This is a genomic window from Pyruvatibacter mobilis, from assembly GCF_012848855.1.
Lineage (GTDB): Bacteria > Pseudomonadota > Alphaproteobacteria > CGMCC-115125 > CGMCC-115125 > Pyruvatibacter > Pyruvatibacter mobilis.
Genome location: NZ_CP051630.1, coordinates 1923430 through 1947873, shown reverse-complemented (window position 1 = coordinate 1947873; position 24444 = coordinate 1923430). Strand labels below are relative to the sequence as shown.

The window sequence follows — 24444 nt, the reverse complement described above, 5'->3', positions numbered from 1 at the left end:
TGGAATTAGCTGGTCTGACCGCTCTCCGATGCCCCGTCGCGGCTGTCATGCCAGTGGCGCAGCAACAGGTGCTCCAGCGCCGAAAGCGCCCAGAAAAGGGCAATTCCGAGCCCGGAGAGCAGCACCAGCGCGGCGAACATCCGGGCAATCTCCAGCCGGTTGCCGGCCTCGATGATCCGCCACGCCAGCCCCGTCGACGTGCCCGACCCTGCGACAAATTCCGCCACCACCGTGCCGATCAGAGCCAGTCCCGCCGACACTTTCATGGCCGACAGCAGATAGGGCAGGGCGCTGGGCAGCCGCACCCCGGTCACGATCTGCCAGCGGCTGGCGCCATAGAGGCGGAACAGGTCGATGAGATTGCGGTCAGCCGTCTTCAGCCCCGCCGTCATATTGGCCAGCACCGGAAAGAACGCAGCAATGACCGCAAGGATCGTCACGGCTGCTTCCGCATTGTCGAGCCCGACCCAGATCAGGATCAGCGGCGCAATCGCCACGATGGGCGTCACCTGCAAGGCGACCGCATAAGGATAGAGCGCCCGCTCGGCAAGCCGGCTTTCGCTGAACAGCACCGCAAACCCCGTGCCCAGCACCAGCGCCAGCACAAAGGCAATGAGGGTGATGCGCAGGGTCACCCACAGTGACGCCATCAGCGGCCCGAAGCCCTGAACCAGCGCGGTCCCGATCGCCAGCGGCCCCGGCAGCACGTAAGCGGGGGTCTCCGTCACCGCCACCAGCCATTCCCAGGCCCCCAGGAAGACGAGACCGAACAGCAGCGGCAGCCCCCAGCGGGCCGCCCAGCCGTCCGGCCCTGTGCCGTTGCTGCGGCTCATGATGCCCCTCCGTCCCCGGAAGCTGTGCGCAGATGCGCCGTGATCGAGGCCGACAGCGCCGCGAACCGTCCGTCCGCCCGCCATGCATCGCCCCGGTCTTCGGGCCCCGGCACCTCCATGTCCGCCAGCAGCGGCCCCGGCCGCCCCGGCAGCACCAGCACCCGCGTGGACAGGAACACCGCCTCATAGACGCTGTGGGTCACATAAAGCACGGTCCACCCATGCTCCGCCCACAGATCATTAAGCTCCTCGTTCAGCCGCTCCCGCGTGATCTCATCCAGCGCAGCGAACGGTTCGTCCATCAGCAGCACGTCGGGCTTCAGCGACAGGGCGCGGGCGATCGACACGCGCATCCGCATGCCGCCGGACAATTGGCGCGGATAGGCATCCCGCCGGTCAGCAAGCCCCACGCGCTCAAGCGCGTCCTCCACCCGTGCGCGGGCATCCTCGCGGGAGACGCCGTTCAGCCGGTGCGGCAGCCACACATTGTCGAACACGGTCGCCCACGGCATCAGGGTCGCATCCTGAAACACAAAGCCGATCTTGCCGGGCCGCCCAAGGGGCCAGCTCAGCCGCCCGGCCTCCGGCGCATCCAGCCCCGCCACCAGCCGCAGCAGCGTGCTCTTGCCGCAGCCCGACGGGCCGACGATGGACACGAAGCTGCCGCGCGCGATGTCCAGCGACAGGGCACCCAGCCCGTGCCGCCCGCCGTCAAACCGGCGGCTGACGTGCTCCAGCGACAGCAGGGGGTGCGTCATCGCGGCTTCAGCCCCGCGCCCTCCGGCACCACCGGCCCGTGATTGACGAAATCGGTGGTAAACGCCGCCCGCCAATCAAGATCGTCCGTATAGACACCAGCCTCCGCCATCGTGTCATAGAACATGCCCCAGCGCTGCTCGGTCATCGCGCCAATTCCCAGCCGCCGTGCGTCACCGCTCGTGGCAAGGCCAAAGGCAATCATCTTGTCGCGCGCCTGCGTCAGCACGTCCTGGCTGATCTCCGGATTGTCCTGCAGGATGAGCGCGTCCGCCGGGGCGGGGTCACCGTGCAGATAGTCATACCAGCCCTCGATGGTGCCATCGACGAAGGCCTGCACGATGTCCGGGCTTTCCTCGATCCACGAGTTGGGCGCCAGCACCATGGTCGCGTAGCCGGGATAGCCGTTATCCGCCAGCAGGAACACCTGCGGCTCGGTGCCAAGCTGCTTGGCGATGGCATAGGGCTCGCTCGTCACATAGCCCTGCTGCACCGCCGTCTCGTCCACCAGGAACGGGGCGAGGTTGTAAGTGTATTTGCGGATCTGATCGTCCGTATACCCATATTTTGCCCGCAGCCACGGCCAGAATGCGCTGATGGTGGCATCCGAAATCATGATCGGCTTGCCCTTCAGGTCTTCCAGCGATGTCACGTCATCCCGCGGATGGGTGATCAGCACCTGCGGGTCCTTCTGGAACACCGCCATCACCGCCTTTACCGGCAGCTCCGCTTCCACGATGCGCAGCGGAATGAAGCTGTTGGACCCCATGCCGAAATCCACCGCCCCGCCGGCAATAAGCTGCGGCACGTTCACCCCCGGGCCGCCGGGCAGGATCTGCACCTCCAGCCCGCGCTTGGCGTAATAGCCCTTGGCCAGCGCCTGGTAGAAGCCGCCATGCTCGGCCTGCGCCTTCCAGTCGGTGGCGAAGGTGATGCGCTGCAGATTGTCTTCGTCGCTCTGGGCGTCCGGCACCGGCCCGGCATTCCACATGCCCACCGCCAGCAGCACCAGCGCCGCCAGCCCCGCGACCACAATTCCAAGGCGGCCCATGCACAGCCCCTCCCACTGTCTTCATTCGCGGCAAAAAATAGCATGTTGCAGCCCCCCTGCCAGCAAAAGCGGACCGGGCTGGGTCATGTTGTGACGGATGAAAGAAAAGAGAGGGGAGGGTGTCACCCCTGGGGAATGGTCTCGCAGCTTGCCGAGCGGCGCACCGTGTCGTTCTTCAAATAGCTGTCGCGGTCGGTCACCAGCATCCGCATCAGCACCACGCCCTTGTCGGTCGGCGCGAAGGAGACGGGCACGCCGTCAAAGCCCGAAATCTCGTCTTCCTCGCGCTTGATCAGCAGCTCAAGCGTATCGCCCGGCAATTGCTGGTCATTGACCACGAAGAAATTGTCCGTGTTGTGCGCAAAGGCAGACACCGACCAATAGGTGTCCGGCACCGTGGCCTTCACCAGCAGCGGTCCCTTGGTGAGGTCGAACAGGCAGATGGAATAGGCAAGGTCCGGGCTCGGCCGCACCACCGTCCGCGCCCGCGCGTCCGGCGGCGGCGCATGCACAACGCCCGCATCCGCCCCCGCATCCGCCATCCGTATCATCGCCATCGACATGATGGCCGGCGGCAGCAGCAGCACCGTCAGGATATGGACGATGATTGCCGCCACGAAGGCGGCGGCGATCCACAGCGGCCAGGTCCTCATGACGCGGCCTCCGGTTCAGTTGTCCAGTCAGCCGTGCCCTCAGCCTCAGGCGTGCACGCGACCTTGCGGATCGACGGCAGCCGTACCGCGCCGGGGTCGGCCACGATGTCGGGCGATGGATTGTAGAGCCGTAAGGTCAGCGAAAAGAAAGAATCGGTGTCCACCGGCAGCCAGTTCATCTCCCGCGGCTCGGCGGAAACGGTCAGCTGCCATTTGGCCAGCGGCGCAAAGCGCAGGCCCAGCGATGCCACATTGTAGGAATAGCGGTCCGCCGGATTGTCGATCAGGTAATGGTCGTCGCCATAAGCCGTCAGGCTCCACCACCGCGCGGCGAAGCTGCGGCCCGTCACCTCATAGGTGCAGTTGCCCGACAGCGCGTTGCCGTCATCATCTTCCGTCGCGGTGAAGTAGATGGCCTCGGCCTTGGTCAGCGCCAGCAGGCCCGTCAGCGCGATCTGCGCCCGCATATAGGGGTCGGATGCCTGTGAGCCGATGGCCGTCGAGGTGTACCACGCACCGTTCTGGATGCCGGTCGCCGACATGGCGCCAAGGATCGACCACCAGGCCGAGCCGATGCCCGCCACCAGCGCGAACACCACGACGCCTGCAATCTTCAAAAGCTTGGGAAATCCCGACATGGCCCCCGACCGCACCCCGCATACCCGGAACAGCCGCATCTTATGCCCTGCTGCGCCTTTCGGGGCCAGTCTCCTTCGTTTCGACGGTTAACGGGCGAGGCTGGTGCGGGCGTGGACCGGCCGGCCTGGCTCAGTCGTCGCGGCTGCGGAACACGCTGCGGTCCATCCGCCGCACCCGTCCGCTCGAGGCAGGCTCTTCCGCCCGCGCCTCCAGCCGCGGGGCGGCGCGCAGCGCCGATGACAGATCCATCAGCGTGCGCTTCAGCGCCTTGTCCCGGCTCGACAGGGTCAGCGCCGGCACCTGCTCTTCTTCGGTCTCTTCCTCCGCCTCGTCTTCGGCCAGTTGCGAGGGATGCGGCATCACCCAGTAACGCCGGTAGATCGGCCGCTTCTTCAATCCCTCATGGGCCTCGGTCATGAAAGTCGCCCAGATCGTTGCCGGCACCGTGCCGCCATAGACCCGGCCCATCTCCGAATTGTCGTCATTGCCGACCCACACCCCGGCCACGAGGTCAGCCGTATAGCCGACAAACAGCGCGTCCCTGTTGTCATTGGTCGTGCCCGTCTTGCCCGCCGCCTGGCGGCTGCCGAGCCCGGCCTTCTTGCCGGTGCCCATGGAGATCACCCGCGTCAGCATGCCGGTCATCGTCCGCGCCGTCCGCGTCGCCGTCACCTTCTCGAACAGGGGCACCGGGTCCGCCGTCTTCGGTGTGATCTCCCGGCCCGATGATGTCTCGCGATAGGGCTGCGGCATCACCCCGATGATCCGCCGCGCCCGCTCATAAAGCACGTCCCCGTCCACATTGAGGATGCGCCTGATGCCGAACGCCGGCGCCGCGTAGCCGCCATTGGCGATCGGTACATAGGCCCCCGTCAGCTCGTGCAGCTGCGTGCCCACCGCCCCCAGCGTCATCGACGGATGTTCCGGCAGCTCCGTGGTGATGCCCGAGCGGCGGGCATATTCGGCCACCTTGTCGAGCCCCACCTTGTTGCCCACCCGCGCCGCCACCGTGTTGACCGACCACGCCACCGCGTTGCGCAGCTGCATCCACCCCGCATAGCGCTTGTTGGCGTTCTGCGGCTTCCACCCGCGGATGCGCACCGGCCGGTCCACCACCCCGCTATAGGGCGTGTAGCCGTTCTCCAGCGCCGCCATGTAGACGATCGGCTTGAACGCCGAGCCCGGCTGGCGCACCGCCTGGGTCGCGCGGTTGAACTGGCTCGCCAGATAGTCGCGCCCGCCCACCATCGCCTTCACCGCACCCTGGTGGTCCAGCACCACCATCGCCCCCTGGTCGATTGCCACCCCGCGCGGCAGATCATCCAGCACCTGGTTCAGCGCCAGCTCGGCCATCTCCTGCAGCCGCGTGTCGATGGTCGTCTCCACCACCAGCTCCCGCGGCGGCCCGTCGATCCACAGCCCCAGCCGCTGAGTGACCCAGTCAAGGAAATAGGCCGCCTTGAGGTCGTCGCCGCGCTCTTCAAGGTCCACCAGCGCCGGGGCCTGCCGTGCCGCCTCGATCTCGGCGGCCGGCAGCAGCCCGGTCGTCTCCAGCCGGTCCAGCACCAGCGCCGCGCGCTCATGAGCCAGCTGCAGATCGCGCGCCGGCGACAGCTGCGCCGGAGCCTTGGGCAGCCCGGCGATCAGCGCCGCCTCGCTCAGGGTCAGCTCGCGCACGCTCTTGCGGAAATAGACCTGCGACGCCGCTTCCACCCCATAGGCGCCGGCGCCCAGATAGATGCGGTTGAGATAAAGCTCGAGGATCTCGTCCTTGCTCAGCTGCTGCTCCAGCCAGAAGGCCAGCGCCGCCTCCTGCGCCTTGCGCCCGAACTCCCGCGACGCATCGAGATAAAGGTTGCGCGCCAGCTGCTGGGTGATCGTGCTGCCGCCCTCGACAATCCGGTTGGCCACGAAATTGGCCCGCGCCGCGCGCAGCACGCCCAGAATGTCCACCCCCCAGTGGCGGTAGAAGCGCTTGTCCTCCATCGCCAGCACCGCATGCACCAGATAGGGCGGCATCTCGTGCAGCGGCACATTCTCTTCCTGCCGGTAGCCCCGGTGCGCCAGCACCGCGCCCCCGGCATCAAGGAACGTCACATTCACATTGCCATTGGCGATGCTGGTGATGCTGCGCGGGTCCACCTTGTCCGGCAGTCCCAGCGCCAGCGGCAGCAGGAACACCGCCAGCAGCGTCACCAGAGACGACACCAGCATCAACCGGAACCCGCCGCCCAGCCGCCCGGTTTCGAGCCGCCACCGGCTGAACCAGCTCATGCCGCCCGCGCTTCCCGCGCCGATCCGGTCGTCTGCCGTCGGTGTTACCCTGCGGGCCGCCTGCGCACGCGAGGCCACAGCGTCCGGAACCGGCGCGCCTTCGATCCTCTGATCCCCGTTCTGCGTCACGACCTGCCCATGATCCCCAATCATGATCCCCAATCCGGATGCCCCCGATCCGGCCGCCGCATGTCTTGCGGCCACCCCCACCCTGTGCGAGATGTCGCCGTCGGATGATGCCGTTTAAGGCCGCGCGAAACTAGGGTTTCCCGGCCCGAACGCAAAGACCATCCCAAAATCGAGGTAAATCCCCGGATCGCGGTAAGACCGCGGTCAGGGTGCCCCCCAGATCGAGGTACATCATGGGCGCCGTCCCGCCCGGGTCCCGGCCCGGCCAGCCGCCGCAATCCGGTCAAGACACGAGCCCCTTCTGGGAGCGCAAGCCCCTGTCCGCCATGACGGCGGAAGAATGGGAAAGCCTGTGTGACGGCTGCGCCCGCTGCTGCCTCATCAAGCTTGAGGACGAGGACACCGGCGAGATCGAGACCACGAACATCGTCTGCCACCTGCTCGACCAGCAGGCCTGTGCCTGCACGGATTACGCAAACCGTACAAAACGCGTCCCGACCTGTATCAAGCTCACCCCCGGCAATGTCGCCGCCATCAAGTGGATGCCCACCTCCTGCGCCTATCGCCGCCTCGCCGAGGGCCGTGGCCTCGCCAGCTGGCATCCGCTCATATCCGGCGATCCGGAAAGCATCCACGCGGTCGGCATGTCCGTTCGCGGCAAGGTCGTCAGCGAGGAAGGCATCGCCGAAGACGAACTCGAAGACTTCCTGGCCATCTGGGAAGATCTCGACGACTGAGCAGCCCCCAACCACGGCTTAGCAGAAAAAATTACGAAATATGTAATTTTCTCATTGACGACCGCACCGCTCCTCCGGTATGGTTCACCCATGCTCGAGAATTGGGTCTGACGGCACCCCGCCACCAGCAGACCCCACCGGGCCCGACACCCACCTCACATAAACGGCTTCCATGACCCCAGACTGGCCCGGCGTCGAGCAGGCCTACAGGGACAGCGCGCTCACGGTCGTCGAGATCATGGCGCTGTTCGGCATAACCCAGACCCAGCTCTATCACCGGGTCAGGACCGAGAAGTGGCCACAGCGCCGCCCCCGTCTCCCGGTCATCTGCCGCGCGCCGGAGACGGACGCACCGGCCGGAGAGACTCTGCTGCCACCGGATCCGACACCGGACCCGTCACTGGCTATGCTCAGCCGCCTCATCGGCGCCCTGCAGACCAATATCGACGATCTCGAACACTGCGCGAAGGACCCTGGCCGCACTGACGCCGAGCGCGAGCGGGAAGCAAAGCTCCTCGTCACGCTCGCCCAGGTGCTCGACAAGCTGATGGCCCTGTCCGAGCGCATCAGCCAGGCAACCCCACCGGACAGGGACACCGCCGCCGACCATGACCGTATCGTCGCTGCGATCGCTGAGCGGGTGGCTCGCCTCACTGCCGCCCGATCACAGGGCAGCCTTCCTCCGCAGCCTGACGGTGCGGGAAGCTGAAGCGCTCTATTACACCTGGTCCGTCTGGGCGCGCGACGATCAGTTGCCGCCGCCCGGCACCGACTGTTGGACCACATGGCTGCTGCTCGGTGGCCGCGGTGCCGGCAAGACGCGCGCCGGGGCCGAATGGATCCGCGCCTGTGCCCGTAAGCCCGTCCGCATCGCCCTTGTCGGCGAAACCCTAGCCGATGTGCGCGACGTGATGATCGAAGGCCCCTCCGGCCTCATCGCCATCGCGCCGCCCGCCGCGCGCCCCCGCTGGGTCGCCTCCAAGCGCCTGCTTGAATGGCCCTCCGGCGCCCGCGCCTTCGCCTTTTCGTCGGAGGACCCAGATGCCCTGCGCGGCCATCAGGTCCACGCCGCCTGGGCGGATGAGTTCGCCAAATGGCGCCATGTGCAGGAGACATGGGACATGCTGCAATTCGGCCTGCGGCTGGGAGACCGGCCCCGCCAGGTTGTCACCACCACACCGCGTCCGCTCCCGGCCCTGAAGCGCCTGATGACCGACGACATGACTCGTATCAGCCGCGCCGGTACCAGCGCCAACGCGGCCAATCTGGCACCGGGTTTCCTGAGCGCCGTCATGCGCCGCTATCACGGCACCCGCCTGGGGCGGCAGGAACTCGAAGCGGAGATATTGGAGGATAACCCCCGCGCCCTCTGGCAGCGCGCCATGCTCGATGGTGCGCGCGTCACGGCAGTGCCGCCGCTGCAGCGGATCGTCGTCGCGGTGGACCCGCCGGCCTCGTCTTCTCCGTCTGCGGATGAATGCGGCATTGTCGTCGCCGGGGCAGGGGAGGACGGCCACGGCTATGTCCTGGCTGACCGGTCCATGGGCGGCCTCAGCCCCGCCCGCTGGGCCCGGCGGGTGGCCGATGCCTATCACAGCCACGAGGCCGACCGTGTCGTGGCCGAGGCCAATCAGGGCGGCGAGATGGTTGCGGCCGTGCTGCGCCAGGTGGACCCGGCCCTGCCGGTCCGCCTCGTGCGCGCCACCCGCGGCAAGGCCGTGCGGGCCGAACCCGTCGCCGCGCTTTACGAACAGGCGCGGGTGCATCACCTCGGCACCCACCGCCGACTGGAGGATCAGCTCTGCGAGTTCGACCCCTCGGCGCCCGCACAATCCGGCTCGCCGGACAGGCTGGATGCGCTTGTCTGGGCACTGACGGATCTCATGCTCGATGCCCGCCAGGGCAACCCCCGGTTGCGGCCCCTATAGGCTCCCTGTGCGTCATGCCGCACAGGCGATTGAAGAATAACCCGAACGGAATTATGTGTTTGCCCGCACCAGACCTGACCGCAACCCCGGCGGAGGATCAACACGCCATGGCAAACCCGGCTGACGAGCCTGTCCTGCTCGCCATCGCCGAAGGCGTGGCCGCCCATGTGGGGGAGGAGTTTCTCTTTGCCCTGGTGCGCTCCCTGCAATCCGCGATGGACGTCACCGTCGCCTTCCTGACCGAAGCGGTGGGCGCGCCGCCCGAGCGTGCCCATGCCCGCTTCGTCGTCCGCGAAAACCAGACCGCCCAGGGTTTTGAATATGATCTGGCGGGCACCCCCTGCCAGCGCGTCTATGAAGGCCGCACCGTCGTCATCCCCTGCGACGTCGCCCGCCTGTTTCCGGTCGAGCAGGGCTATGAAGGCTATGCGGGGGTGCCCCTGTGGTCCGCCGACGGAGAAGTGAAGGGCCATCTGGCCGTGCTGTCCGAAACCCCCATCGAGTCTCCCGATCAGGTGGAGCGCATCCTGCGCATCTATGGCGTCCGCGCCCAGGCGGAAATCGAGCGCATGCGGCTGGAGCGGGAGCGGGAGCAGCTCATCCAGTCCCTGCGCCGCACCAATCAGCGGCTGGACAGGCGCGCCGCCGCCGCCCGCGCCGCCAACGCCACCAAGAGCCAGCTTCTGGCGCTCGCCGCCCACGACATGCGCGGCGCCCTGCAAACCATCTCCCTGCGCAGCGACGCGATCCTCGCCGCACTCGCAGCCGATGCTCCGGCCACTGACGATCACATCCGCAAGGCCGCTGAAAAATCACTCGAAGCCGTGGACCGCATGTCCACCCTCATCGCAGGCATGATGGACCGGGCCCGCAAGGAGACCGAAACCCTGCCGCTGCACCGCGCCGAGGTGGGTGTGGCTGATGTCCTCTCCCGCGCCATAGGCTTCAATCAGGATCATGCCGCCGGCAAGCAGATGGCCATCACCGTCGCCGTGCCTGACGGTCTCACCCTGTCCGCCGATGAGGATCTTCTCATCGAAGCGCTGGATAATCTTGTCTCCAACGCAGTCAAGTACGCCCCGCCCGGCAGCGCCATCCGCGTGGCCGCCTCGCCGGGTGACGCGCGCCTGCGCTTCACCGTCGAGGATGAAGGCCCCGGCCTTACCGACGACGACATGGCCCGTGTTTTCGGCCGCTTCCAGACGCTCTCCGCAGCCCCCACCGGCGGTGAAGTCGCCACTGGCCTCGGCCTGTCCCTGGTCAAGGCCATCGCCGAAGCCCATGGCGGGACGGCCTGGGTTGAAAACCGCGAAACCAGCGGCGCGCGCTTCGGCATTGACCTGCCGCGCTAGCTAACCGGCTCGCCCACACAGCCGGCCTGCGCCTTACAGCAGGCCCGCGCCTCTCGGACGTGCAGGTCATGTCCTCCAGCGAAGGTGCGCCCATTCCCCGCGCCTTCGGGCGGGCGCGTCTGTCCGGCCAGCTCATCTGGGCCACCGATTTCGATGAGGACATCGTCGAGACGGTCACTGAATCCACCGCCACGGCGTCTTCTTCAGGAGGCGGCAAGGGCGGCAGCGGCAGCGGCGCCACCACCACCCAGACCCAGCGCATTACCACGATCGAGTACCGCTATTTCGGCAATTTCGCCCTCGGCCTGTGCGAAGGCCCCATCACCCGCATCGGCCGCATCTGGGCCGACGGCAAGCTGATGGATCTGAGCCAGATTGCCTGGCGCCTGCACACGGGCACGGAGACGCAAGGTCCGGATCCGCTGATCGAAGCCGTGGAAGGGGCAGGCCGCGTCCCCGCCTTTCGCGGTCTTGCCTATGTGGTCTTCGAGCGCCTGCCGCTTGCGCCCTACGGTAACCGCCTGCCGCAATTGCAGGTGGAAGTGTTCCGTGCCCTGAACGACGTTGAAAGCCTCATCCGCGCCGTCACCATCATCCCCGGCGCAACTGAGTTCGGCTACAGCCCCGCGCCGCAAACCCGTCTGTTCCCTGGTGGCGTTTCAGAACCCCTCAACACCAACAACGCGCTCGGTGCCACCGATTGGACCGTGGCCATCGACCAGTTGCAGGACACCTGCCCGAACCTCGCCCGCGCCGGGCTTATCGTGGCCTGGTTCGGCGATGATCTGCGTGCCGGCACCTGCACCCTGCGCCCCAAGGTGGTCGAAGCGGGGCAGGCAACAACGCCCGCCACCTGGCACGTCTCCGGCCTTGACCGTCAGTCGGCGGACCTGGTCACCACCATCGACGGCCGCCCGGCCTATGGCGGCACCCCGTCGGACACCTCCGTGATCGAGGCCCTGCAGGACCTTGCCGCCCGCGGCCTCGCCGTCACTTTCTATCCCTTCATCATGATGGACATCCCGCCCGGCAATGTGCTGGCGGATCCCTATACGGGCCTCATTGGTCAGCCGCAGCATCCCTGGCGCGGCCGCATCACCGTCGATCCTGCGCCCGGCCAGCCTGGCTCCCCGGACAGGTCGGCGGCTGCGGCAGCGCAAGTCGCAGCCTTCTTCGGGTCAGCCCGGCCAGGCGACTTCACGGTCACCGGCACCAATGTCACCTATGCCGGCCCGCCCGAATGGTCCTATCGCCGGCAGATCCTGCACTACGCCCATCTGTGCAAGGCTGCAGGCGGCGTCGCGGCCTTCCTCATCGGCACCGAGCTGAGGGGCCTCACCTGGGTACGGGGCAATACCGGCTACCCCGCCGTCGCCGCCTTGCAGCAGCTCGCCGCCGATGTCCGTCAGATCCTCGGCCCCGCTACCATGCTCATCTATGCGGCTGACTGGTCCGAATATTTCGGCCACCAGCCCACGGATGGATCAGGCGACGTCACCTTCCATCTCGATCCCCTCTGGGCATCCCCCCATATCGATGTCATCGGCATTGACAATTACATGCCCCTGGCCGACTGGCGGGACGGGCAGGGGCACCTCGATGCCCTCGCGGGTGCCCCGTCCACCCAGGACCTGGCCTATCTGCGCGGCAACATTGCAGGCGGCGAGGGCTTTGACTGGTTCTATGCATCCGACGCGGACCGCACCGCCCAGACCCGTACCCCCATTACCGATGGTGCTGCAGGCAAGCCCTGGGTCTTCCGCTACAAGGACCTCGTCAATTGGTGGTCCAACCCGCACGTCAACCGCATCGGCGGCACTGAGACCGGCGGCCAGACGGCCTGGGTCCCCCGCTCGAAACCCATCTGGTTCACCGAGCTCGGCTGCCCGGCGGTGGACCGTGGCGCCAATCAGCCCAACGTCTTCTTCGACACCAAATCCGCCGAAAGCCATCTGCCCCATTTCTCGCGCGGCCTGCGCGACGACGTGATCCAGCGCCAGTTCCTGCTCGCCCACCACGCCCACTGGCACCCCTCGTCGGCGGATTTCGATGAGGCTGACAATCCCGTCTCGCCGCTCTATGGCGGCCGCATGGTCGATCCGGACGCCATCCATGTCTGGACATGGGACGCGCGCCCCTGGCCCGCTTTCCCCCAGGCCACCCGCCTGTGGAGCGACGGCGACAACTGGCGCCTGGGCCACTGGCTCACCGGCCGCCTCGGTGCCGTCCCCCTCGGCCGCCTCGTCGCGGTCCTGATGGAGGCGCAGGGCTTTGGTGACTATGACGTAAGCGGACTATCCGGCCTCGTCGACGGCTACATCATCGACCGCGCCATGAGCGCCCGCGCCGCCCTTGGCCCTCTCATGCGCGCCTATTTCTTCGACGCGGTGGAAAGCGAGGGCGTGATCCGCTTCATCCACCGCGGCAGCCAGCCCGTGCTGACCACAAGCACCGACACCCTGGCCGTTGAAACCGGAAGCGCCGCCCCGCCCCTGAGCCTCACCCGCGCCCAGGAGACGGATCTGCCCGCCGCCAGCAAGCTCTCCTACATCGAAGCGGACACGGGCTACCGGCAGGCCGCCATCGGCGTGCAGCGCCAGACGGTGAAGTCTGACAGGGTCACGGGCGCAGCCCTGCCGGTGGTCCTGCGGCAGGAGGAAGCCCTGCGCATCGCCGAAACGGGGTTGCAGGACAGCTGGATCGCCCGAGAGCAGGCATCCTTCGCCCTGCCGCCCTCGGCCCTCGCCGTTGATCCCGGCGACAGCATCACCTGCGCCCATAATGGCCGCAGCCACATTCTGCGCCTGATGCGCATTTCAGATGGCCCCTTCCGGGCTGCGGAAGCCCTGGCCGCCGAGCCCGGCATCTTCGGCCCCCTAAGCGCGCCCGATCGCAGTGCAGCAGGCCCCGCGGTTGCAAGCTTCGGCCCGGTTGAGCTCCTGTTTCTGGATCTGCCCATGCTGCGCGACGGCCAGGTGCCGCACGCCCCCTTCATCGCCGCCACAGCCAGTCCCTGGCCGGGCGGCGTTGCTCTTTATCGCGGCACCTCGCCGGATGATCTCACGCTCGATACCGCCTTGCCGGCGCCCGCTGTCATGGGTGAGGTGCTGGCGGATCTGCCGGCAGGGCCCGTCGGCCGGTGGGACCGCGCCAACCGCCTTCAGCTCCGTCTTTATGGCGGCACGCTTGAGAGTGTTTCCACAACGGCGCTCATGGGCGGGGCCAACGCCGCGGTAATCGGCGACGAGGCCACCGGCTTCGAAGTCATCCAGTTCCGTGAGGCCGATCTCATCGCCCCGGACACATACGAGCTGTCCCATCTCCTGCGCGGCCAGGCCGGGTCTGAGCCCGAAATGCATCCGCTGCGCGCAGCCGGTGCCCGTTTCGTGCTGCTCGGCGGCCCATTGCGTCAGCCTTCCCTGTCAGAACAGGAGCATGGCTTTCCCTTCCTGTGGCGCTACGGACCGGCCCCCGCCGCCATTTCTCACCCGGCCTATCAGGCCCGCGAGATCACGCTGGCAGGCAGGGGGCTGCGGCCGCTGTCGCCTGTCCACCTTCATGCCTGCCGCGATGCCGCCGGTGACATTCACCTCACCTGGATACGCCGCACCCGGATCAACGGCGATGCGTGGGAACCGTTGGACGTCCCCGTCGGGGAGGACGCGGAGCGCTATGCCCTCACCATAAGCGCGGGCGGCACCGTGATCCACGCGGCTGAAACCACCACGCCCGCCTTCACCTACACCGCCGCTGACCAGCTTGCGGATACCGGCGCGCCGGTCACCGTGCTGACAGTCACCATCGCGCAGATCAGCCGGGCTTACGGCCCCGGCACCCCAGCAGAGGCCACCTTCCATGTCTGAGACGCCGTCCCTCTCCCTGCCTGTCATCGCCCCGGCCCAGGCGCAGAAGCACGTTACCCACAACGATGCATTGATGATGCTGGACGCGCTTGTGCAGCTATCTGTGATCAGCCGCAGCCTCACCGCGCCACCTGCAATCCCCGGGGAGGGTGACCGCTACCTCGTGCCTGCCGCCGCCACCGGCGACTGGGCCGGTAACGATCACAGCATTGCCGCCTGGCACGACGGGGCCTGGCGGTTCTTTCCCCCGCCGGAGGGCTGGCGCTGCCTTGTCGTGGAGGAGGGCAGCGATACCCGCTTTCTGCACGGCCGCTGGCGGCAGGGCCATGCGATCACGTCCTTCGGCTCGGCCCTCTTCTTCGATGCCATTGCCGAAACTCATGTGCTTGACGCTGCTGTCACGTCGGACACCGCCATCGTCATCCCCCAGCGGTCGCTTCTCTTCGGTGTCACCTGCCTGGTGACGGACCCGGTCACGGGCCCGGCCAGCTTTGCCGTCGGTGTCAGCGGCGACGCGCAGCGGTTCGGCAACGGCATCGGCACCGGCCTCAATTCCCAGCTCAACGGCCCCGCCCAGCCCATCGTCTATTGGGCAGACACGCCGATCCGTTTCACCTCGCCGGACGTGCCCTTCACCGGGGGCAGCGTCCAGGTCTCCGCCCATATCGCCCGCCTGCAGATCCCCGATTTCCAGTAGCGCTCAGGTAGCGCCCAGATAACGCCCAGAAAACGCCAAGGGAGCCTCCCGATGCTGTCCGCCATTCTGTCTTTCCTCACAGGCCCCGTCGCCGGACTGATCGACAAATCGGTGTCCGACCGCGATCTCGCCGCCCGTTTGAAGCAGGATCTGCAGCGTCTTGCGCTGGAGAGGGAGGGGGAGCTGGCCCGTGCCGCCGGCGCCATCATTGAGGCCGAAGCCCGCAGCGAGCATCCGCTTGCTGCCCAGTGGCGGCCTGTCCTGATGCTGTCGATCACGGCCATCCTGATCAACAACTACCTGCTGGCGCCCTACATGGAGCTCCTGTTTGGCGTCGCCGTGCACCTGCCCCTGCCGGAGCCCATGTGGAACCTGCTCACCGTCGGCGTCGGCGGGTATGTCATTGGCCGGTCAACGGAAAAGGCGGTCCGCAACTGGGCTGCCCGTCCCTGAGGGGCAGTCGGCGCGGGTATCTCGATTACCCATCAACCCAATACAACCTATTAACAACTTAAGATAGAATTGTACCATATGAGGAAGGCGAACAGGGATTGAACCCGGTTGCAGAAGCGGTATAGGATTAAAATCCTATTTCCGTTTGGCGAGGCGGGGGTGAGCCCCTGTCGCCGGCCGATAACCGTCAGAAACAGGGTATCCCCTGGTGCCAACGCCGATCCGCCACCTGCCGCCCCCCGATGTCGCCGGCCCGCCCGGGCATGACGACATTCTCTTCATGACCTGCGTGGTGGTCAGTCTCGCGGGCAATGGGCCGGAAGATTCCTACGTGGCCCTAGCACAGATGATCCGCAACCGGCGTGACCACGCCCTGGCCCATGTCAGCAAGGGCAACCCGGCCCACCCCCTGTTCGGTGATGGCAGCTGGCAGCTCTCCTGTCCGCCCGGCCATGCGGTGGGTGTGCCGTCCCAGCTCACCCGCGCCCATTTCCGCGCTATGGCCAGCATCTGCCGCGTTTTTGCGGGAGAGGAGAAAGACCTTGTCGATGGCGCAACAGCCTGTCACCTGCATTCCGAAACGCCGTCCTGGTCCGCGCAGATGATTCCCACGGCCCTCATCGGCGATCACTTTTTCTGCCGCGAGCAGGGCAGCAGCATTTAGCGTTATTTTCCGTTCACCGGTTTGCGTTTTTTTAAGCCCCTTCGGACATAGTGCTTGCCTGTGTGATCCGGAAATTCGTCCGGACCCGCCGGAACGGCACAAGGCAGATACGTCTTCCGTTCCGGGTTGAACGGAAGACGACCAATGTCCAAACGCATGATGTTCTCATCGCCCAAGCGCCGTGCACCGCGCCTGTCCACCCTCATCGTGGGTGCGGCGCTGATGTGCACTACCGGTGCGGCCTTTGCCGCCGGTCTGCATGTGGGCGTGACCTATGGCGGCTCTTACGACACGCCCCGCGTGATCGTGTCCGCTGCCAGCCTCGCGGGCGAATAGCCTCCCGCCGGAAAGGCTGATCCTTCCAGGCGCCCCTCGCGGCGCCTTTCCCTCCCCCTGTGCCATTTGTCCGGTTGACCCCGGCCCCGCGTCTGCGCACCATCCCGCCCGAAAACAAATCGGGAGGAAAGCGGATGAACCGCTGTGATGGAAAAATCGCCCTTGTGACCGGGGGCGCCCGCGGCCTCGGCGCTGAAACCGCCAAGCGCCTGGCCGAAGCCGGCGCGTCAATCCTGCTTACCGACATCCTCGATGACGAAGGCCGCCAGACGGCGGACGCCATCGCCGACAAGGGCGGCAAGGCGCATTACATGCACCATGATGTCACCTCCGAAGAGGAGTGGGGCGCCGTGGTGGCCGAGGCAAAATCACGCTTCGGCGGTCTTGATATCCTCGTCAACAATGCCGGCATCTATTACAGCAAGCCCATCGGCGAAACCTCGATGGATGACTGGCGCCGTATGATGTCCATCAACGTCGATGGCGTCTTTCTCGGCTGCCGCGCGGCCCTGCCGCTGCTGCGGGAGCGCGCCGGCAAGTGGCGTGGCGGCGGCTCGATCGTCAACCTGTCCTCCGTCGCCGGCATCATCGGCGCGGCCAATGGCACCGCCTACCACGCATCCAAGGGCGCCGTCCGCCTGCTGACGAAATCCCTCGCCCTCGAAGGCGCGGAAGGCGAGGCTAAGGTGCGCGCCAATTCCGTGCACCCCGCCGTCATCGACACCAATATGGGCCGTGACCTCGTGGGGCAGATGTCCGATGCCTTGGGCGTTTCCAGCAATGAGGGCACGGCTCTCATCACCATGATGCATCCGCTCGGCCGCCTCGGCATGCCGGAGGATGTGGCCAATGCGGTGGTCTATCTGGCCAGCGATGATTCTGCCTTCGTCACCGGTGCCGAACTCATCGTCGATGGCGGCCTGACCGCCCGATGAAGCTCGGCCTCGATGGAAAGACGGCGTTTGTGTCCGGTGCCCATCGCGGCACCGGCGCCGTCATCGCGCGGCTGCTGGCCGAAGAGGGGATGCAGGTCATCGTCCACGGGCCCGCGCCCGGTGACGCGGATGCAACTGTCGGGGAACTGCGGTCCGCGGGGCACGACGCAATCGCCGCCCATGGCGACCTCACCACCGATGAAGGCGCGGATGCCGCCATCGCTGCCTGCGAGGGTGGCCCGGTGGATGTGCTCATCAATAATTGGGGCGGCGTCGCCCCCGGCCGCTGGGAAGACAGCGACCCCGGGACATGGCATGCCGATTATGAGCGCAACGTGCTCTCCATGGTGCGCCTGTCGATCCGCCTTTCAGACGGCATGAAGGCGCGCGGCTGGGGCCGCATCGTCAATCTCGGCACGCTGGGCACCATCCAGCCGCCCGCCCGCACCCCCCATTATTATGCGGCGAAGAGCGCCCTTGCCGGAGCTTCGGCAAGCCTCGCCCGCGAGCTCGGCGGCCACGGAATCACCGTTAACCTGGTGAGCCCCGGCCTGATCCGCACAGACGAGGTGGAAGCGCATTTCCGCGCCCGCGCCGCCCGCAAGGGGTGGGGTGACGACTGGGCGGAGATAGAAAAACGCGCCATGAAGGAGATGGGCGGCGGCAACCCCACCGGCCGCATGTCCACCCGCGAGGACGTAGCGGCAGCGGTGGTTTTTCTGGCAAGCGATCCGGCCGCCCATATCAACGGGGTGAACCTGCGGGTCGATGGTGGCGCGGCAGCCCTCGCGCTCTAGCTTGAATTGGGTGTGAAAGGCGGGGCACAGTCCCGCAAAACCTCAATGCCTTCAGGCCGGAAACGCTCGATCACGCCATGCAAACCTTCCGCTTCGACCCCTGCGATCTGCCTGACGGCACGCAGGCCCTCCGTCAGGAACTGCGCGATTTTCTCGCCGCCGAACTGACCGATTATCCCGCCCGCAAGCGCGCCGAAACCTGGATGGGCTGGGACGCTGATTTCAGCCGCAAGATGGGGGAGCGCGGCTGGATCGGCATGACATGGCCGAAGCAGTATGGCGGCCATGAGCGTTCGGCGCTCGAGCGCTATGTGGTGCTTGAGGAAATGCTTTCCGCGGGCGCACCCGTCGCCGCCCACTGGATCGGCGACCGCCAGTCGGGCCCCCTGCTTCTGAACTACGGCACCGAGGAACAGCGGCAGAAATACCTGCCTCGCATCGCCTCCGGTCAGTGCTTCTTCTGCATTGGCATGAGCGAGCCGGATTCAGGCTCCGACCTTGCCTCTGTCCGCACCAGGGCCGAGCGCACCGATGAGGGCTGGCGCGTCACCGGCACCAAGCTGTGGACCTCCGGCGCCCACAAATCCCACGTCATGATTGCCCTGTTCCGCACGTCGACGGAAGAAGGCAATCGCCATGGCGGTCTGACCCAGTTCCTCGTGGACCTTGATACGCCGGGCATCACGGTCCGCCCCATCAAGGATCTTTCCGGCAACGCGCATTTCAACGAAGTCATTTTCGAGGACGTGCTGGTGCCCGACAGCCAGCGTGTCGGCGAGGTTGGCGGTGGCTGGAACCAGGTAACCGCCGAACTGGCCTATGAGCGCTCCGGCCCCGAGCGCTACCTCTCCTGCTACCCCCTTGTAGCTGAACTGGTCGAAGAACTCTCCGACCGCGATGATGTCGGCGAGCGGGCAGAAGTCGAAATCGGCCGCCTCGTCGCCGAACTCTCCACGCTTCGCCACATGTCGGTCTCCGTCGCCGGCATGCTGGAAGCAGGTCAGAACCCGGCGCTGGAAGCGTCCGTGGTCAAGGATCTCGGTGCGGTGCTTGAGCAGCGCATCCCCGGCCTTGCGACCGAGTTGCTTGAGCGGCCCTTCCATCTGGGCACAGGCGGGCTTGATGAAGCCGCTGCATATCTCGTGCAGAACGCGCCGTCTTTCTCCCTGCGTGGCGGCACCCGTGAAATTCTCCGCGGCATCATCGCCCGCGGCCTGGGCCTGAGGTAAGCGGCGATGAACGAGTTCCAGACCATCCTGTCCGATACGGCAAACCGTCTGTTTACGGACAACCTCACCAAGGACACCCGCATCGCCGCCGAAGATGGCACCTGGCCGCAGGCCCTGTGGCAGGCGGTGGAGGAAAATGGCTTCTGCCGCATCCTGGTCAGCGAAGCGCGCGGTGGCGCAGGCGCGTCCTGGAGCGATGCCATGGTGCTGCTCAAGGCCTGTGGCCTGCACGCCGTCCCGCTTCCCTTGGCTGAAACCATCGTCGCCGCCTGGTTCCTAGATCAGGCAGGCCTTGACGTGCCGGACGGCCCGCTCACTTTCGGCCCGGCCGAGCTGAAAGGCGAGGGGGCGGACACCCGCCTCGCAGACCCCATGCGCAAAGTGCCTTACGCCGCCGAAGCGGCCCATGTGGTGGCCATTGCCCCTGCTGGTGACGGCGTCACGGTCGCATTGTTGTCCGATGTCACCATTGCTGAGCCTGCCGCCTCCATCGCCCGCGACCCGGTCGCTGATGTGACGGCCGCAGGTGCTGTGACCGCGACAGGCAAGGCCGCCCTGCCGCAGGATGCCGCCATGCAGGCCGGTGCACTGATGCGGGCGGCCGGCATCGCCGGGGCGCTTCAGGCAGCGCTCGCACAGGCCATGCAATATGCCGGTGAACGCGTGCAGTTCGGCCGTCCCATCTCCAAGTTCCAGGCCATCCAGCACCAGCTGGCCGAAATGGCCACCCATGCAGCCTCCGTCGGCGTGGCGGCGGATGTCGCCGCCCGCGCCATGAGCGCCGACCCCACCGATGCGGCCTTCGAGATCGCTGCCGCCAAGCTGCGGGCCGCTGATGCCGCTCAGCTCGGAGCCTCAATCGCGCATCAGACTCATGGCGCCATCGGCTTCACCTATGAGCACGGCCTGCATTTCTGGACCCGCCGCCTGTGGTCCTGGGGGCCTGAATTCGGCGGCGCTTCCCACTGGGCGCGCGTCCTCGGCCGTCAGGCCATCGCCGATGGCGGCAAGGCCCTGTGGGCGTCCGTCACCGCGCGCTAGCATTCATTACCCGAACAAGAGGAATTCCCATGAAAGTCTCGGAAGCCCTGGACAGCCGCTTCAGCTGCCGCGCCTTCAAGGACACCCCGGTCCCGCGCGACACCATCATCGAGATCCTGGAGACCGCCAAGCGCGCGCCCTCCGGCGGCAATCTCCAGCCCTGGCACGTCTATGTGGTCGGCGGCGAAGAGCTGGCCGGCTTCAAGAAGCTCATCGCCTCCAAGCTGCCGGAAAATCCCATGGGTGAGGGCTCGGAGTACAATGTCTATCCGCCTAAGCTGAAGGAGCCCTACCGCTCCCGTCGCTTCAAGGTCGGCGAGGACATGTACGCTTCCATCGGCGTGGCGCGGGAGGACAAGGTCGGCCGTCTCACCCAGTTCGCCCGCAATTTCGAGTTTTTCGGCGCGCCCGTCGCCCTGTTCTTCACCATCGACCGCACCATGCAGGAAGGCCAGTGGGCCGATCTGGGCATGTTCATCCAGTCGATCATGCTGCTGGCGCGTGAGCACGGCCTCGATACCTGTCCGCAGGAAGCCTGGGCCATCTGGTACAAGACCATTGGCGAGTTCGTGAACATCCCCGAAGAGCAGATGCTGTTCTGCGGCCTCGGTCTCGGCTACCGCGACCCTGACGCGCCCATCAATGCCCTGCGCACGGATCGGGCGCCGCTTGAGGAATTCGTGACTTTCAAGGGCATCTGACGCCGATTGATGGTGTAATGAGAGGCGGCGGTCCTTTCGTGGCGGATTCCTTTGCTGCGTGAAGGCCGCCGCCTGTTCATGTTCATGCCGGGTTCACGCTCGCCTCGTTAGGACTCCACAATCATGTGGACAACGATCGCACATATCACCCCCTCCAACGCCGCAACCTCCCTGCGGCGTGCAGGCCTTGCGGCCCTCCTGGTCCTCGCGGCCATGATGGCCACGGGCGCCATGCCGGCGGCTGCGTCCGCCCGCACGGAAATGGAAGTGGGTGTCCGCCAGCACCGCGCAGCGGAGCCGGACCGGCGTGAGTGGCAGATGGTCCAGCGGGCCGATGTTCTGCCGCTGGAAACCGTTCTGGGTATCGCCCGCCGCGAGATCGGCGGTGGTGAATTGCTGGAGGTCGATCTCAACGACCGCACCGGCGTCTACCGCCTCAAGATGCTGCGGGCCAATGATGCAGTCGTTGTCGTGATCGTGGATGGAAAGACCGGCCGCGTGCTTGATGTGCGCGGGCGGTAGCAAGACGAGGCAGACCGATGCGTGTCCTTGTAGTTGAAGACGATGCGGATATCTCCCGCCAGCTGGTGACCGTGCTCACCGATGCAGGCTACGCGGTGGATGCCGCAGCCGATGGTGAAGAAGGCCATTACCTGGGCGAGACCGAACCCTATGACGCGATCCTGCTCGATCTTGGTCTCCCGGCCATCGACGGCGTTACGGTTCTGGAGCGGTGGCGCCGTGCGGGCATCAAGACGCCGGTGCTGATTCTCACCGCCCGCGACCGCTGGAGCGACAAGGTGGCGGGCTTCGATGCCGGCGCCGATGACTACGTCGCCAAGCCCTTCTACGTGGAAGAAGTGCTGGCCCGCCTGCGTGCCCTGGTGCGCCGCGCCGCCGGCCACGCCACATCAGAACTCGAATGCGGCCCCTTGCGGCTCGACACCCGCGCCGCCCGCGTCTCCGTGGACGGTACGCCGGTCAAGCTCACCGCGCTTGAATACCGCCTGCTGGCCTATCTCATGATGCACAAGGGCCGGGTTGTATCCCGCACCGAGCTGGTGGAGCATCTGTACGATCAGGACTTTGATCGTGATTCCAACACCATCGAAGTGTTCGTCGGCCGCGTACGGAAGAAACTTGGCGTCAATCTTATCCAGACTGTCAGGGGGCTTGGATACTGCCTCGCTCAGCCGGAAGATGCGGCCTGATTCGCTTGCCTTCCGGCTGGTCGCCGGGGCAGCGCTTCTCACAGCCATATTGCTCATCGGCGGCGGGCTCCTGCTCGCCTCCGCTTTCCGTGAAAGCGTCGAAAGCAGTTTCGATGCCCGCATGGACGTGCTGCTCGGCGGCCTGATCGCCGACGCGGAGATAGATCCCCAAGGCCGCCTCGTCCTGCGCCGCCGTTTCACCCAGGCGCGTTTCGAGCGCCCCTTCTCCGGCCTCTACTGGCAGGTCACGGAAAGCGGCACCGGCCAGGTGTTGCTGCGCTCGCGCTCCATCTGGGACCAGCAACTGCCCGTGCCGCCCCGGCGCGAAGAGCCCGGCCCCCGCCGCAGCGAAGCCATGGGCCCGGAAGGCCAGAGCCTGCGCCTCGTTGCCCGCGACGTCACCCTGCCGGGCGACACCCGGACCTTCACCTTCATCGTCGCCGGTGCCGCTAATGAGATCGAGCGCGAGACGGAGTCTTTCAACGGCACGCTCGCTGTGGCCGTTGTCGTGCTGCTGCTCGGCCTCATCGGCGCGCTGCTGGTGCAGGTCCGCTACGGCCTGCGTCCCCTCCGCAGCGTCGAAACCGGCCTTGCCGATATCCGCTCCGGCCGCGCTGAGCGGCTGACCGGCGATTTCCCGTCTGAAATCTCACCGCTCGTCGAGGAAGTGAACATGCTCCTCGACCACAATGCCCAGGTGGTCGACCGCGCCCGCACCCATGTGGGCAATCTCGCCCATGCCCTCAAGACGCCTCTGAGCGTGCTGACCAACGAAGCCGTCTCTCCCGGTGACAGCGCCCAACTGGCCGAGACCGTGCGCCGCCAGACGGGTCTCATGCGCCGCCAGGTGGACCATTATCTCGTCCGCGCCCGGGCAGCAGCTTCCGGCAGCGTGCTCGGCGCCCGTGCCTCGGTCGCGGGCGTCAGCGAAGACCTCGTCCGCACCCTCAAACGCATTCACCGCGACCGGGACTATGATGTCACCATCACCTGCCCGGAAGGGCTGGATTTCCGCGGCGAAAAGCAGGATCTGGAAGAGCTGCTCGGCAACCTTCTCGACAACGCCTTCAAATGGGCGGAAGGCCGCATCTCACTCTCAGCGGCCCCCACACCGGATGACCCCGGCCGCCTGACAATTACTGTAGAGGATGACGGCCCCGGCCTCACCGAGGAAGAACGCGCCCGTGTGCTCAAGCGCGGCGCCCGCCTGGATGAATCCGTTCCCGGCTCCGGCCTCGGCCTGTCCATCGTTGATGATATCTCAGGCCTCTATGACGGGGCGTTCAAGCTGGACGCTTCCCCCCTCGGCGGCGTGAAGGCCGTGCTCATCCTGCCGCGTGCAGCCTGAGAACAAGCGCAAGCCGGCACCTGCAGCCGCATCATGAACCGCATATGAATGCGCGGTTCAGCGCTGCCTCAATTCATCTTCCCTAATCTTTGTTCATCGGATGGCGCGGACGGCCCGGTTGGACCGCCTCCTCGATTTGCCCCTCATGCCCGGCGCTTTTTCAGGCCCGTGGCGTCATCCGAAACTCAAATCCGGTTCAGCCGTCCCGTCGGGAGGGCAGGAAACCGGCGCAACAGGAAGGCGAAGACCATGCGACACATCAAGCTCGCAGCAATCATTGCCGGTGCACTCGCCCTTGGCGCCTGCCAGACCTATGGCGGCGGCTATGGCAGCAACGGCTACGGCCCCAAGACGGTGGGCGGCGCGGTCATCGGCGGCGTAGCCGGTGGCCTCCTTGGCTCGCAATTCGGTTCAGGTTCCGGTCAGCTCATCGCCACGGGTGTCGGCACGCTTCTGGGCGCTGCCGTCGGCGGCAGCGCGGGCCAGAGCCTCGACCGGGCCGACGCGCTGTATGCGGAGCGTGCCTACTCGGACTCGATCTACAGCCAGGGCCCCGTCCACTGGCGCAACCCGCGCTCCGGCCATCACGGCCAGTTCGAGGCGGGCCCGGCCTACAACCACGGCGGCCGCCAGTGCAAGCAGATCGAAAGCACGTTCTACGGCCCCAATGGCCCCTATCAGAATTACGCAACGGCCTGCCGTATGCCGGATGGAAGCTGGCGCACCATTTAGGGCACCCACGCGCGCGTCAGTGACCGCTTCCCGGCCTATGGCAAGTCAACGGGGAGGACGAAAGTCCTCCCCGTTTTCTTTTGGC

24 protein-coding genes are annotated in these 24444 nt (G+C 66.5%); 18 read left to right on the top strand and 6 right to left on the bottom strand.

Features of this window, described 5'->3' with window-relative positions:
- Nucleotides 1–5 precede the first annotated feature (5 nt).
- From HG718_RS09075 to HG718_RS09050, 6 genes are all read right to left on the bottom strand, one after another.
- Nucleotides 6–833: an ABC transporter permease gene (locus HG718_RS09075; protein WP_160587361.1), complete on the bottom strand. Its 828-nt coding sequence runs from the start codon at nucleotides 831–833 to the stop codon at nucleotides 6–8.
- Entirely contained in the window at nucleotides 830–1591 is a 762-nt protein-coding gene (locus HG718_RS09070) for an ABC transporter ATP-binding protein (protein WP_160587362.1), read from the bottom strand. Before HG718_RS09070 ends, HG718_RS09075 begins: the two co-directional genes overlap by 4 nt.
- Nucleotides 1588–2640, bottom strand: a complete 1053-nt coding sequence (locus HG718_RS09065) for an ABC transporter substrate-binding protein (protein WP_170080197.1) — start codon at nucleotides 2638–2640, stop codon at nucleotides 1588–1590. Before HG718_RS09065 ends, HG718_RS09070 begins: the two co-directional genes overlap by 4 nt.
- Nucleotides 2641–2762: 122 nt before the next feature.
- Nucleotides 2763–3293: a DUF1254 domain-containing protein gene (locus HG718_RS09060; protein WP_027840459.1), complete on the bottom strand. Its 531-nt coding sequence runs from the start codon at nucleotides 3291–3293 to the stop codon at nucleotides 2763–2765.
- The gene (locus HG718_RS09055; protein WP_160587363.1) at nucleotides 3290–3931 is read right to left on the bottom strand and encodes a DUF1214 domain-containing protein; all 642 of its coding nucleotides are present in this window, start codon (nucleotides 3929–3931) and stop codon (nucleotides 3290–3292) included. Before HG718_RS09055 ends, HG718_RS09060 begins: the two co-directional genes overlap by 4 nt.
- A 130-nt stretch (nucleotides 3932–4061) precedes the next feature.
- Nucleotides 4062–6359, bottom strand: a complete 2298-nt coding sequence (locus HG718_RS09050) for a transglycosylase domain-containing protein (protein WP_160587364.1) — start codon at nucleotides 6357–6359, stop codon at nucleotides 4062–4064.
- Nucleotides 6360–6568: 209 nt separating this feature from the next.
- Between HG718_RS09050 and HG718_RS09045 the strand changes: the two genes are divergently transcribed.
- The 18 genes from HG718_RS09045 (at nucleotide 6569) to HG718_RS08960 (ending at nucleotide 24359) form a co-directional block, all read left to right on the top strand.
- Nucleotides 6569–7072 (top strand): YcgN family cysteine cluster protein, encoded by a 504-nt coding sequence (locus tag HG718_RS09045; protein ID WP_160587365.1) that lies wholly within the window; start codon nucleotides 6569–6571, stop codon nucleotides 7070–7072.
- Nucleotides 7073–7244: 172 nt separating this feature from the next.
- Nucleotides 7245–7781, top strand: coding sequence for a hypothetical protein (locus HG718_RS09040; protein ID WP_160587366.1), 537 nt, complete (start codon nucleotides 7245–7247; stop codon nucleotides 7779–7781).
- A complete protein-coding gene (locus HG718_RS09035) occupies nucleotides 7681–9000 on the top strand; it encodes a DNA-packaging protein (RefSeq protein WP_160587367.1) in 1320 nt (439 codons plus the stop codon). The genes HG718_RS09040 and HG718_RS09035 overlap by 101 nt, the downstream gene beginning before the upstream one ends.
- 107 nt (nucleotides 9001–9107) lie before the next feature.
- The gene (locus HG718_RS15650) at nucleotides 9108–10352 is read left to right on the top strand and encodes a sensor histidine kinase (RefSeq protein WP_160587368.1); all 1245 of its coding nucleotides are present in this window, start codon (nucleotides 9108–9110) and stop codon (nucleotides 10350–10352) included.
- Nucleotides 10353–10378: 26 nt separating this feature from the next.
- Entirely contained in the window at nucleotides 10379–14215 is a 3837-nt protein-coding gene (locus tag HG718_RS09025; protein WP_425300170.1) for a baseplate multidomain protein megatron, read from the top strand.
- Nucleotides 14208–14912 carry a DUF2793 domain-containing protein gene (locus HG718_RS09020; protein WP_160587370.1) on the top strand — a complete coding sequence of 235 codons (705 nt, stop codon included), beginning with the start codon at nucleotides 14208–14210 and terminating at the stop codon, nucleotides 14910–14912. The genes HG718_RS09025 and HG718_RS09020 overlap by 8 nt, the downstream gene beginning before the upstream one ends.
- A 51-nt stretch (nucleotides 14913–14963) precedes the next feature.
- Nucleotides 14964–15365 carry a 3TM-type holin gene (locus HG718_RS09015; RefSeq protein WP_160587371.1) on the top strand — a complete coding sequence of 134 codons (402 nt, stop codon included), beginning with the start codon at nucleotides 14964–14966 and terminating at the stop codon, nucleotides 15363–15365.
- Between the two features lie 208 nt (nucleotides 15366–15573).
- Nucleotides 15574–16029: a hypothetical protein gene (locus HG718_RS09010; RefSeq protein WP_027844302.1), complete on the top strand. Its 456-nt coding sequence runs from the start codon at nucleotides 15574–15576 to the stop codon at nucleotides 16027–16029.
- Nucleotides 16030–16173: 144 nt separating this feature from the next.
- Entirely contained in the window at nucleotides 16174–16365 is a 192-nt protein-coding gene (locus HG718_RS09005; protein ID WP_027844301.1) for a hypothetical protein, read from the top strand.
- A gap of 134 nt (nucleotides 16366–16499) precedes the next feature.
- Complete coding sequence (locus HG718_RS09000) at nucleotides 16500–17300, top strand: SDR family NAD(P)-dependent oxidoreductase (RefSeq protein ID WP_160587372.1); 801 nt, start codon at nucleotides 16500–16502, stop codon at nucleotides 17298–17300.
- A complete protein-coding gene (locus HG718_RS08995; RefSeq protein WP_160587373.1) occupies nucleotides 17297–18097 on the top strand; it encodes an SDR family NAD(P)-dependent oxidoreductase in 801 nt (266 codons plus the stop codon). The genes HG718_RS09000 and HG718_RS08995 overlap by 4 nt, the downstream gene beginning before the upstream one ends.
- Before the next feature lie 77 nt (nucleotides 18098–18174).
- Nucleotides 18175–19326: an acyl-CoA dehydrogenase family protein gene (locus HG718_RS08990; RefSeq protein WP_160587374.1), complete on the top strand. Its 1152-nt coding sequence runs from the start codon at nucleotides 18175–18177 to the stop codon at nucleotides 19324–19326.
- Between the two features lie 6 nt (nucleotides 19327–19332).
- Nucleotides 19333–20367, top strand: a complete 1035-nt coding sequence (locus HG718_RS08985) for an acyl-CoA dehydrogenase family protein (RefSeq protein ID WP_244617671.1) — start codon at nucleotides 19333–19335, stop codon at nucleotides 20365–20367.
- 29 nt (nucleotides 20368–20396) lie between these two features.
- Entirely contained in the window at nucleotides 20397–21068 is a 672-nt protein-coding gene (locus HG718_RS08980) for a nitroreductase (protein ID WP_160587375.1), read from the top strand.
- 123 nt (nucleotides 21069–21191) lie between these two features.
- Nucleotides 21192–21590: a PepSY domain-containing protein gene (locus tag HG718_RS08975; protein ID WP_160587376.1), complete on the top strand. Its 399-nt coding sequence runs from the start codon at nucleotides 21192–21194 to the stop codon at nucleotides 21588–21590.
- Between the two features lie 17 nt (nucleotides 21591–21607).
- Nucleotides 21608–22279 (top strand): response regulator transcription factor, encoded by a 672-nt coding sequence (locus tag HG718_RS08970; protein WP_027844294.1) that lies wholly within the window; start codon nucleotides 21608–21610, stop codon nucleotides 22277–22279.
- Complete coding sequence (locus tag HG718_RS08965) at nucleotides 22269–23627, top strand: ATP-binding protein (RefSeq protein WP_160587377.1); 1359 nt, start codon at nucleotides 22269–22271, stop codon at nucleotides 23625–23627. The genes HG718_RS08970 and HG718_RS08965 overlap by 11 nt, the downstream gene beginning before the upstream one ends.
- Nucleotides 23628–23876: 249 nt before the next feature.
- On the top strand, nucleotides 23877–24359 hold the full coding sequence (locus HG718_RS08960; RefSeq protein ID WP_027839105.1) for a glycine zipper 2TM domain-containing protein: 483 nt from the start codon (nucleotides 23877–23879) through the stop codon (nucleotides 24357–24359).
- Nucleotides 24360–24444 lie beyond the last annotated feature (85 nt).

Excerpts from the sequence above, each read along its gene's own strand:
- HG718_RS09035 (WP_160587367.1), top strand. The coding sequence starts at position 7,681 with ATGACCGTATCGTCGCTGCGATCGCTGAGCGGGTGGCTCGCCTCACTG.
- HG718_RS09000 (WP_160587372.1), top strand. The coding sequence starts at position 16,500 with ATGAACCGCTGTGATGGAAAAATCGCCCTTGTGACCGGGGGCGCCCGC.
- HG718_RS09020 (WP_160587370.1), top strand. The coding sequence starts at position 14,208 with ATGTCTGAGACGCCGTCCCTCTCCCTGCCTGTCATCGCCCCGGCCCAG.
- HG718_RS08980 (WP_160587375.1), top strand. The coding sequence starts at position 20,397 with ATGAAAGTCTCGGAAGCCCTGGACAGCCGCTTCAGCTGCCGCGCCTTC.
- HG718_RS09060 (WP_027840459.1), bottom strand. The coding sequence starts at position 3,293 with ATGAGGACCTGGCCGCTGTGGATCGCCGCCGCCTTCGTGGCGGCAATC.
- HG718_RS15650 (WP_160587368.1), top strand. The coding sequence starts at position 9,108 with ATGGCAAACCCGGCTGACGAGCCTGTCCTGCTCGCCATCGCCGAAGGC.
- HG718_RS09005 (WP_027844301.1), top strand. The coding sequence starts at position 16,174 with ATGTCCAAACGCATGATGTTCTCATCGCCCAAGCGCCGTGCACCGCGC.
- HG718_RS09040 (WP_160587366.1), top strand. The coding sequence starts at position 7,245 with ATGACCCCAGACTGGCCCGGCGTCGAGCAGGCCTACAGGGACAGCGCG.
- HG718_RS09070 (WP_160587362.1), bottom strand. The coding sequence starts at position 1,591 with ATGACGCACCCCCTGCTGTCGCTGGAGCACGTCAGCCGCCGGTTTGAC.
- HG718_RS08960 (WP_027839105.1), top strand. The coding sequence starts at position 23,877 with ATGCGACACATCAAGCTCGCAGCAATCATTGCCGGTGCACTCGCCCTT.
- HG718_RS09015 (WP_160587371.1), top strand. The coding sequence starts at position 14,964 with ATGCTGTCCGCCATTCTGTCTTTCCTCACAGGCCCCGTCGCCGGACTG.
- HG718_RS08970 (WP_027844294.1), top strand. The coding sequence starts at position 21,608 with ATGCGTGTCCTTGTAGTTGAAGACGATGCGGATATCTCCCGCCAGCTG.
- HG718_RS09065 (WP_170080197.1), bottom strand. The coding sequence starts at position 2,640 with ATGGGCCGCCTTGGAATTGTGGTCGCGGGGCTGGCGGCGCTGGTGCTG.
- HG718_RS09055 (WP_160587363.1), bottom strand. The coding sequence starts at position 3,931 with ATGTCGGGATTTCCCAAGCTTTTGAAGATTGCAGGCGTCGTGGTGTTC.
- HG718_RS09050 (WP_160587364.1), bottom strand. The coding sequence starts at position 6,359 with ATGATTGGGGATCATGGGCAGGTCGTGACGCAGAACGGGGATCAGAGG.
- HG718_RS09045 (WP_160587365.1), top strand. The coding sequence starts at position 6,569 with ATGGGCGCCGTCCCGCCCGGGTCCCGGCCCGGCCAGCCGCCGCAATCC.
- HG718_RS09075 (WP_160587361.1), bottom strand. The coding sequence starts at position 833 with ATGAGCCGCAGCAACGGCACAGGGCCGGACGGCTGGGCGGCCCGCTGG.
- HG718_RS08985 (WP_244617671.1), top strand. The coding sequence starts at position 19,333 with ATGAACGAGTTCCAGACCATCCTGTCCGATACGGCAAACCGTCTGTTT.
- HG718_RS08990 (WP_160587374.1), top strand. The coding sequence starts at position 18,175 with ATGCAAACCTTCCGCTTCGACCCCTGCGATCTGCCTGACGGCACGCAG.
- HG718_RS08975 (WP_160587376.1), top strand. The coding sequence starts at position 21,192 with ATGTGGACAACGATCGCACATATCACCCCCTCCAACGCCGCAACCTCC.
- HG718_RS08995 (WP_160587373.1), top strand. The coding sequence starts at position 17,297 with ATGAAGCTCGGCCTCGATGGAAAGACGGCGTTTGTGTCCGGTGCCCAT.
- HG718_RS08965 (WP_160587377.1), top strand. The coding sequence starts at position 22,269 with ATGCGGCCTGATTCGCTTGCCTTCCGGCTGGTCGCCGGGGCAGCGCTT.